Source organism: Bradyrhizobium sp. Kon56 (genome assembly GCF_055807635.1).
Window position 1 is genome coordinate 521,059 of the sequence record NZ_JBVVOU010000002.1, and the last position, 9,508, is coordinate 530,566.

The window sequence follows — 9,508 nt, forward strand, 5'->3', positions numbered from 1 at the left end:
GGTTGGCTAGACCCGGCCAACATAACACAATCCAGCTGCGATGACTCCGCGCCTACCGCTTCGCCGCTTCCTTCTGCAAATCCGGCGCATTGACGGCCGGAATCGCAACGCGGCCGGCGCCGGTCACCTTCAGCGCCTCGGCGGCCTTTTCGTTTTCCATGATCTTGGCCATCACGGCCTGTCCCGCGCGCTCGAAGATCGCGCGGTTCTCGATCACGAATTTTTGCGACTTGCGCAAGCCGTCGATGTAGCCGTTGATCTCGGGCACCACGTAGCGCGCGACCATGTCCCAGCTCCGGCGCGTGTTCTCCGGATTGGCCCAGTCGTGCACGAAGCCGATGACGGCGCCGATTCCGCCGGAGACCTGCATCACGTTCTTGATCATCTTGACGAGGTCGTCGGGCGTGCCGATGACCGAGGCCGCGCCGTCGACGAAAGCGGTCTTGTCCACGGCCTCGTCGGGTGAGGCGAACGCGGTGAGCCCGGGCCGTTGCAGCGTGCCGACATTATATTCATTGTGCCAGCGCATTAGGCCGGGGCCGGCCTCGCGGCGCGCCTGCTCGCGGGTCTCGGCGATGTGCCAGGTCAGCAGCACGCGCCAGTTCGCGCGATCGACTTTGGTGCCGTGCTTTTTCGCCGCGTCCTCGGCGAACTGCCATTGCTGCTGCAGCGACATCAGCCCCTGCGTCGTCATCGAACCCAGCGAGATGATGCCGATGCCGTATTTGCCCGCGAGCGTCATGCCGGAGGGCGAGATCTGCGAGGCCACGACGAACGGCATCTCCTCCTGCAGCGGCAGGAGCTGCAGCGCAGCGTCGTTCATGGTGAACCAGTCGCTCTTCGCCGTGACGCGCTCGCCGTCGAAGAGGCGGCGGATCACGCCGATCGCCTCGTCCTGGCGGTCGCGCTGCGTCATCGGATCGATGCCGAGCGTATGCGCGTCGGAGGCGAGCGCCCCGGGACCCGAGCCGAAGATGGCGCGGCCGCCGGTCATGTGGTCGAGCTGCACCATGCGCTGCGCGACGTTGTAGGGATGATGGTAGGGCAGCGACACCACGCCGGTGCCGAGCCTGATCCGCTTGGTGCGCTCGCCGGCCGCCGCCAGGAACATCTCCGGCGAGGCGATCATCTCCCAGCCGGAGGAATGATGCTCGCCGCACCAAAACTCGTCATAACCGAGGCTATCTAACTGCTCGACCAGGTCGAGATCGCGCCGGAACTGGAGCATCGGATGCTCCCCGATCGGATGATGCGGGGCAAGGAAGGCTCCGAACTTCAGGCGCGCCATGGCGTTCTCTCCGGCTTACATTTTTTTGTTTGTGGCGCGAAGCTACGTGCTGGAGACAGCGAACGCAATCGCGCGATGTCCCGCGCGGCGGAATGCAGCCATGCGTATGTCGTCTTCCTCTCCCGGCACGCTGAGAGAGGCGGAACGCGCGAGGATCCTACCTTCGAGGTAATCGCGGCGCCGCATGCGGTCTGAGATGATCGGCAAGGACATCCGAGGATCACGCGCCGATGCATCAAACCGTCACAAAGCAGGTCGACACGTCGCGTCGCTGGTGGGTGCTGGCGATCGTCGTGGCCGCCCAGTTCATGTTCGGCGTCGATGCCTTCGTGGTCAACGTCGCCATTCCGACCATCGCGGTCGAGTTGAAGGCGTCGCCGGCTCAGATCGAATCCGTCATCGCGATCTACCTGATCGCCTATGCCACGCTGGTCGTCACCGGCGGCCGGCTTGGCGACATTCACGGCACCAGGAACGTGTTCCTGGCTGGCCTGCTCGGTTTCACCCTGACGTCGCTGTGGTGCGGACTGGCGCGATCCGGTTCGGAGTTGATCGTCGCGCGGTTGACGCAGGGTGCCTCCGCCGCGCTGATGGTGCCGCAGGTGCTGGCGACGCTGCATCTCCTGTTCACCGACGAACAGCGCAACCGCGCCTTCGCCATCTACGGCATTGTGCTGGGGCTCGCGGGTGCCGCGGGCTTTCTGCTCGGCGGTCTCCTGGTCACGATCGATCTCGCCGGCACCGGCTGGCGCTCGGTGTTCTTCGTCAATGTGCCGTGCGGTCTCGTGATCGCGGTGGCGGCCTGGCGCATCATGCCCTCGGCACCGCATCGCGCCGGCACGCGGCTTGACATCACGGGCAGCATCGTCCTGTTCGCCGGATTGCTGTGCATGATCGGTCCGCTGCTGCTGGGTCACGATGTCGGCTGGGCACCGTGGCTGTGGCTGGTGATGGCGGTCGGCGCCGCGATCCTCCTGGCGTTCCCGAAGCTGGAGCATGCGGTGGCACGCGCCGGCGGCATGCCGCTGATTGATCTCTCGCTGCTGGCGGACGCCGCTTTCCTGCGCGGCCTTGGCGCGGCGTTCTTTTTCTTCTCCGCCAATCTCTCGTTCTATCTGGTCATGACGCTGTTCATGCAGCGAGGGCTGAAAATCCCGCCGCTCGCGGCCGGCATGGCCTTCATTCCGCTCGCGCTCGCTTTCGTCGTGGCCTCGCGCCATAGTGGCGCACGGGCGCGCCATCGCGGCACCAGGGTCTTGATCGAAGGCTGCGCGCTTCAGATCGCGGGCCTCGCGGCGCTTGCGCTGGTCGCGTTCTCTGTCGACGCGCCGTCCGCGCTCCTGCTCGCGCTCACCATGATCGTGTTCGGCTACGGTCAGGGGCTGGTGATGGCGCCGCTCTCCGGCGCGGTGCTCTCGACGGTGAAGCCTGTGGCCGCCGGTTCTGCCTCCGGCATGTACGGCACCACGGCGCAAGTCGGAAATGCGGCCGGAGTGGCCGCAATCGGCGCCATGTTTTTCGCCGTCGAAGCGGTGCAATCAGCGCGCGCAGGATTTCTCGTCTCGCTCGCACTGTTCGCAACATTAATCATGATCTGCGCCGCATTCCTGGCGTGGATGCGCCGGGTATCTGCACGAAGTTGAGGCATTGCGGTCAATACGTGCTGATTTCTTCAGGCTTTCCTGAGATTTAGCACCTCATCGACAGCACACGGTCTTTTTATTTTGCGCTGCAGCAACTATTTGGTTTGGGTGGACGTTGAACGTCGCCTGCTAGGAGCTGCCGTGTCGTTAACCAGAAATGTCGATCTCTTGAGACGTCTGCCAAAGCTGGACGGATTGCGCTTCGCCGAGTTTGGCCGGAGCGCCGATGCGTCCAGTCCGTTGCAAGAGGTCACGGGCTTCGGCGACAATCCCGGCAATCTGCGCCTGTTCGCGTTCGTGCCGCCGCAACTGCAGAAGCCGCGCGCGCTCGTCGTCGTGCTGCACGGCTGCGGCCAGACGGCGGCAAGCTACGACCTCGGTGCCGGATGGTCGACGCTCGCCGAGCACTACGGCTTCGCGCTGTTGATGCCCGAGCAGCAGCGCATCAACAACAGCAACACCTGCTTTAACTGGTTCAATCCGGAAGACACGGCGCGGGACAGTGGCGAGGCCTGTTCGATTCGCGAGATGATCGCGCATATGACGGAAACGCATCGCGTCGATCCCAAGCGCATCTTCATCACGGGCCTGTCGGCCGGCGGCGGCATGACGTCGGTGATGCTCGCGACCTACCCTGAAGTCTTCGCGGCCGGTGCGGTGATCGCGGGACTTCCCTACGGCATCGCGACCAATCTGCGCGAGGCGCTCGACGGCATGTTTCATTCCCCGGAGCGGCCGGCGCGTGAACTTGGCGATCTGGTGCGGCGGGCCTCGAATCATCGCGGGCCCTGGCCGAGGATCTCGGTGTGGCACGGCAGCGCCGATCGCACCGTCAATCCCGGCAATGCCAACGAGATCGTCAAGCAATGGCTCGACCTGCACGATCTGCCCGAGGCGCCGATGGCGGAAACTGACATCGACGGCTATCCGCGCCAGGCCTGGTGGAACAAGGACGGCGAGACGCTCGTCGAGTCCTACGCCATCACCGACATGGCCCACGGCACGCCGCTCGGCCTTGCCGACAACGACCAGCGCTATGGCGTGGAAGGCGCGTTCCTGATCGAGGCCGGCATCTCCTCGTCTTATCACATCGCCAAATTCTTCGGCCTCACCGGCTGGATTCCCGACGCTGCGAAGAAGGCGGAGGCAAAGCCGACGCCGGCCCGCTCGCCCGCGCCGCATCTGGCGCGCTCGATCCGCGCCGCGATCGCCGAAGAGCCGGCCGAGCCGAAGCGCGAGGAGGCCCGCGGCTTCGATCTCGGCCAGATCATTACGCGCGCGCTCACGGCCGCGGGATTGATGAAGTAACTCAGGCCGTCGCGCCGATAAGGCAGGAGTTTTGTGCCCGTCGTCGCTGCGATCCGCGAATGGGGTGACCGCAACCTGAGCCAGCCCGCGGCGTTCGCAGACGCCGCGGAATAGGCGCTCACATCTCGCCGGTGATGAACGGATTTGTCATCCGCTCCTGGCCGATGCTCGAGCCGGCGCCATGGCCGCAGATGAAGCCGACATCGTCGCCGAGCGGCAGCAGCTTGGTCTTGATCGAGTCGATCAGCGTCGCGTGACTGCCGCCGGGCAGATCGGTGCGACCGACCGAGCCCGCGAACAGGACGTCGCCGACATGGGCGAAGCGCAAGTCCTTGTTGAAGAACACCACGCTGCCGGGCGAGTGGCCGGGGCAATGATAGATCTCGAACTGGAGATCGCCGATGGCCACGCTGTCGCCTTCGTCGAGCCAGCGGTCCGGCTCGAAATTGCGCACCCCCGTCATGCCGAAGCGCGCGCCGCTCTCGACCACGTTGTCGAGCAGGAATTTGTCCGCGACGTGCGGGCCCTCGATCGGCACCTTCAGCGCGTCGCGCAGTTCGGCCGCGCCGCCGACATGGTCGATATGGCCGTGGGTGAGCCAGATCTTCTCCACGGTGACGCCGGTCTGCTTGATGGCGTCCAGGATCTTCGGCACGTCGCCGCCGGGATCGATCACCACGGCCTTCTTGGAAGGCTCGTCCCAGATGATGGTGCAATTCTGCTCGAACAGCGTCACGGGGACGATGATCGCGCCTGCCTTCGCGCTGGCCTCAGCTTGTGTCTCGTTTTGCTCGGTCATGGCGCCACAATGCCGATTTTTGCCATGCCGCCAAGCAAAAGATTTCTCCCCGGGGCCTGGGAACAACCGCAGACATCGTCACACGGCCGTCCCAATTCGCCTGCTGGTTTGAACCGGAGCGCTCCTTCCGCGTTCTCCCGCGCAACAAGCAGTTTTGGATGGATTTCCCGCATGGCTCAGGGCGGCAGCGATTGGTGGCGCGACGGCATCTTCTATCAGGTCTATCCGCGCTCCTTTCAGGATTCAAACGGCGACGGTGTCGGCGATCTCGCCGGCATTTTGCAGCGGCTACCTTATGTGAAATCGCTCGGCGTCGACGCGATCTGGCTGTCGCCGATCTTCCCCTCGCCGATGGCCGATTTCGGCTACGACATCTCCGACTACACGGGCATCGAGCCGCTGTTCGGCACGATGGCGGATTTCGATGCGCTTCTCGCCGCCGCGCACGACAACTGCCTTAAGCTGATCCTCGACCTCGTGCCGAACCACACCTCGGACCAGCATCCCTGGTTCGTCGAGAGCCGTTCCTCGCGCGACAATCCCAAACGCGACTGGTACATCTGGCGCGACCCGGACGAGGGTGGCGGCGTGCCGAATAATTGGCTGTCCGAGTTCGGCGGCAGCGCGTGGCAGTTCGACGAGACCACCGGCCAATACTACTATCACGCCTTCCTCGCCCAGCAGCCGGATCTCAACTGGCGCAATCCCGATGTCCGCGCGGCAATCTACGACGTGATGCGGTTCTGGCTGGAGAAAGGCGTCGACGGCTTTCGCGTCGACGTGATCTGGCATCTGATCAAGGACGCCGAGTTCCGCGACAACCCGCCCAATCCGCATTATGCCGAGGGCCGGCCGCCGAACGAAAAGATAATGACGCAATATTCCACCGACCAGCCGGAGGTGCACGACGTCATCGCCGAGATGCGCCGCGTCACGGATGCCTATGATGCCCGCGTCCTGATCGGCGAGATCTATCTGCCGCTGCATCGCCTCATGGCCTATTACGGCAACGATCTCACCGGCGCGCAGATGCCGTTCAACTTCGCGCTGCTCTCGACCTTCTGGAGCGCGCGCTCGATCGAGAAAATCGTCGAGGATTACGAGAAGGCGCTGCCGAAGGGCGCCTGGCCGAACTGGGTGCTCGGCAATCATGACCGTCCACGCGTCGCAAGCCGCGTCGGGCCGGAGCAGGCCCGCGTCGCCGCCATGCTGCTGCTGACGCTGCGCGGCACGCCGACGCTCTACTATGGCGACGAGATCGGCATGCATCAGCTCGCGATCGCGCCCGAGGACGTGCGCGACCCCTTCGAGAAGAACGTGCCCGGCATCGGTGTCGGCCGCGACGGCTGCCGCACACCGATGCAGTGGGATTCTTCCAACTTCGCCGGCTTCTCGGACGTCAGGCCATGGCTGCCGCTGCCGGAGGATCACATCCGCAACAACGTCGTCGATCTCGAGGCCGATTCACGTTCGATCCTGACGCTCTATAAGCGTCTGATCGCGTTGCGGCAGGGCTGTCCGCCGCTGGTCGCGGGCGACTATCATCCGCTTGCCGCGCAAGGCGATCTCCTGATCTATCGCCGCGAGGCCGAGGGCAGGGCGGTGACCGTGGTGCTCAATCTCGGCCCTGAGCCGATCGCGGTCACCACCAGCGCGATCAGGTTCGGCAGCGAGATTCTGCTGTCGACATTCCTGGATCGCGAGCGAGAGCGGATCGAAGGCGTGCTGGATCTGCGCGGCAACGAGGGCGTGATCATCACGCCACCCTGACCGTCGTCCTGGACAAGCGAAGCGCAGATCCAGGACCCATTGCCCCAGGGAGTGGTTTGACGAAGATTCGTGGTGATAGCTTCGTACAACAATCACCTATTGGGGTAATGGGTCCTGGCTTTCGCCAGGACGACAACGGAGTGCGTGGTCGCACTGACTACCCCGGATGCTTGTTCCCTCGCACCGTCCCGTCGATATCGCTCCGCTTCAACAGATAGTCCAATCCGCCGACGCGGTACCAGCGATAGCCATAGGGCTCCAGCACGACGCGGTGCTGGCCGCGCTTGTCGGCGTGGCTGTGGTCCTCCGCGAGCAGATTGATCAGGTGCGCGCCGGCCTCGCCTGGCAGCCCCGCCGAGAACGCGATCTCGCGCGGCTTCTCGTCGAGATTGTGCACGAACAGCACGGAATTGTTGCGCCAGTCATAGCGCATGATGAACACGGCGGGATCGCGCGTCGCGATGATCGAAAAATCGCCCCAGCCGATCTCCGGCACCTCCTTGCGCATGCGGACGATGCGCTCGGTCCAGTTCAGCATCGAGTTCGGATCGCGCCGCTGCTTGGCGACGTTGACGTGCGGATAGCCGTACGGTCCTTCGTCGATGACGGGCAAGGCCGGCTTGTCGCTGGTGGTGAAGCCGCCATGCGGCTCCGTCGACCATTGCATCGGCGTGCGCGCGCAATTGCGCTCGGGGAGCGAAAGATCATCGCCCATCGCGATCTCGTCGCCGTAGCGGATCACGGGCGTTCCCGGCAGCGTGCACATCAGGCTGTAGGCGAGCTCAAGCCGCCGGCGGTCGCCACCCAGCATCGGTGCCAGGCGGCGGCGAATGCCGCGGTCGTAGAGCTGCATGTCCTTGTCGGGACCTAAGCGCTTGAAAACAAGGTCGCGCTGCGCCTTGGTCAATCGCCCGAGATCGAGCTCGTCGTGATTGCGCAGGAACAGGCCCCATTGCGCCGAGGCGGGTCGCGGCTTGGTCGCCTTCAGCGCTTTCCCCAGCGGGCGGGAATCGGACGAGGCCAGCGCATAGAACAGATGCTGGTTGACCTGGAAATTGAACATCATATGCATGCGGTCGGCATCACGGCCGAAATATTCCATGTCCGTCTTCGGCAGCACGTTGGCCTCGGCGAGGATGATGGCATCGCCCTGCCGCCATTGCAGGAATTCACGGAACGTCCGCAGCATGTCGTATTGTTCGGCCGGCTTTTTCACTTTGGCGCCTTTGGTCGCGATGACGAAAGGCACGGCATCCATCCGAAAGCCTGAGACGCCGAGTTGGATCCAGAAGCCCATGATCTTCAAAATCTCGGCCTGCACGCGCGGGTTCGAGGTGTTGAGGTCGGGCTGGAAATCGTAGAAGCGGTGGAAGTACCAGGCGCCGGCTTCCTTGTCGCGCGTCCATGTCGATTTCTGAACGCCGGGAAAGACCATGCCCTGATTGGCGTTGGCCGGCTTCTTGTCGGACCAGACATACCAATCGCGGTAGGGCGAATTCCTGTCGCTCCGCGCCGCCTTGAACCAGGGATGCTGGTCGGAGGTGTGGTTGACGACGAGATCGATGATGACGCGAATGCCGCGTTGCTTGCAGCCATGAGTGAACTCGACGAAATCGCCGAGCGTGCCGTAGCGGGCATCGACGCTGTAATAATCCGCGACATCGTAGCCGTCGTCGCGGCCGGGCGAGGTCTGGAACGGCATCAGCCAGATCGTGGTGATGCCGAGGCCGTGCAGATAATCGAGCCGGCGCAACAGGCCCTTGAAATCGCCGATGCCATCGCCGTTGGCGTCCATATAGGTGCCGACGGACAGGCAATAGATGATGGCGTTCTTGTACCAGAGATCGTCGATCATGCGCGCGCAGCCTCGGTGGTTCCGCCGAGGTGCGGCGGCTGCGTGATAAGTGTTAAGAGCGAGAGCGGTTCCGTACCCCGCCGTCGTCCTGGACAAGCGAAGCGCAGATCCAGGACCAATACCACAGGCCGAAATTTGACGAGGACTGGTGGTGATCCCCTCGTGCACCAACGATCCCTTGGAGTCATGGTCCTGGCTCCCGTGCGCAATTGCGCACTAGGCCAGGACGACGACGGAGGAATCGGCTATCCTCCCCCGATGGACAACACCGCCCGCATTGCCCTCGTGCCGCCGCCGGACCGCCGTCAATCCGAGACGGCGCTGGCGATCGCGCGCGGCACGGCGCGATTGTTGCGCTCGCTCGGCTTCACCTGCATCAGCGAATTACCGCTGCCCTCGGGGCGACGCGCCGATCTCGTCGCGCTGAACGAGCGGGGCGAGATCTGGATCGTCGAGATCAAATCGTCGGTGGAGGATTTGCGCGCCGATCAGAAATGGCACGAATACCGGGCGCATTGCGACCGGCTGTTCTTCGCCTTCACGCAGGACCTGCCTTGCGAGATCTTTCCGCAAGATACCGGCTTGATCATCGCGGATGCCTATGGTGCGCACCTGCAATGCGAGGCGCCCGAGCACAAGCTCGCTGCGGCCACGCGCAAGCAGATGACGGTGCGGTTCGCCATGGCGGCGGCGTTGCGGATCAACCGGCTGGTCGATCCGCAGGGGCATGCGGAGTTTTGGGAATAGCGGCGCCGCGAGCGCGATGCCGTAGCAACCATTAAAGGCTAGGCGGCTTTTTCGATCCAGGGCGTGCCCCGTTGCACGACAGTATTGGCGTAGATCAG

General features: G+C 64.0%; 7 protein-coding genes. 4 read left to right on the forward strand and 3 right to left on the reverse strand.

Annotated elements, in window-relative coordinates:
• Nucleotides 1–52: 52 nt before the first annotated feature.
• The gene (locus AC0L3B_RS05575) at nucleotides 53–1,288 is read right to left on the reverse strand and encodes an LLM class flavin-dependent oxidoreductase (RefSeq protein ID WP_473380127.1); all 1,236 of its coding nucleotides are present in this window, start codon (nucleotides 1,286–1,288) and stop codon (nucleotides 53–55) included.
• Between the two features lie 230 nt (nucleotides 1,289–1,518).
• Here AC0L3B_RS05575 and AC0L3B_RS05580 point away from each other — a divergent pair, with 230 nt between their 5' ends.
• On the forward strand, nucleotides 1,519–2,931 hold the full coding sequence (locus AC0L3B_RS05580; protein ID WP_473380128.1) for an MFS transporter: 1,413 nt from the start codon (nucleotides 1,519–1,521) through the stop codon (nucleotides 2,929–2,931).
• Between the two features lie 141 nt (nucleotides 2,932–3,072).
• Nucleotides 3,073–4,239 carry an extracellular catalytic domain type 1 short-chain-length polyhydroxyalkanoate depolymerase gene (locus AC0L3B_RS05585; RefSeq protein WP_085385574.1) on the forward strand — a complete coding sequence of 389 codons (1,167 nt, stop codon included), beginning with the start codon at nucleotides 3,073–3,075 and terminating at the stop codon, nucleotides 4,237–4,239.
• Between the two features lie 118 nt (nucleotides 4,240–4,357).
• Here the strand turns inward: AC0L3B_RS05585 and AC0L3B_RS05590 are convergent, their stop codons facing one another.
• Nucleotides 4,358–5,038, reverse strand: a complete 681-nt coding sequence (locus AC0L3B_RS05590) for an MBL fold metallo-hydrolase (RefSeq protein WP_085361953.1) — start codon at nucleotides 5,036–5,038, stop codon at nucleotides 4,358–4,360.
• A gap of 171 nt (nucleotides 5,039–5,209) precedes the next feature.
• Here AC0L3B_RS05590 and AC0L3B_RS05595 point away from each other — a divergent pair, with 171 nt between their 5' ends.
• Nucleotides 5,210–6,808 carry an alpha-amylase family glycosyl hydrolase gene (locus tag AC0L3B_RS05595; protein WP_473380129.1) on the forward strand — a complete coding sequence of 533 codons (1,599 nt, stop codon included), beginning with the start codon at nucleotides 5,210–5,212 and terminating at the stop codon, nucleotides 6,806–6,808.
• A gap of 157 nt (nucleotides 6,809–6,965) precedes the next feature.
• On the opposite strand, the gene AC0L3B_RS05600 is transcribed toward AC0L3B_RS05595, so the two are convergent.
• Nucleotides 6,966–8,663, reverse strand: coding sequence for an alpha-amylase family protein (locus AC0L3B_RS05600; RefSeq protein ID WP_204513088.1), 1,698 nt, complete (start codon nucleotides 8,661–8,663; stop codon nucleotides 6,966–6,968).
• A 258-nt stretch (nucleotides 8,664–8,921) separates the two neighbouring features.
• On the opposite strand from AC0L3B_RS05600, the gene AC0L3B_RS05605 reads away from it, so the two are divergent.
• Nucleotides 8,922–9,410 carry an MmcB family DNA repair protein gene (locus AC0L3B_RS05605; RefSeq protein WP_085361950.1) on the forward strand — a complete coding sequence of 163 codons (489 nt, stop codon included), beginning with the start codon at nucleotides 8,922–8,924 and terminating at the stop codon, nucleotides 9,408–9,410.
• The last annotated feature ends 98 nt before the right edge of the window (nucleotides 9,411–9,508 follow it).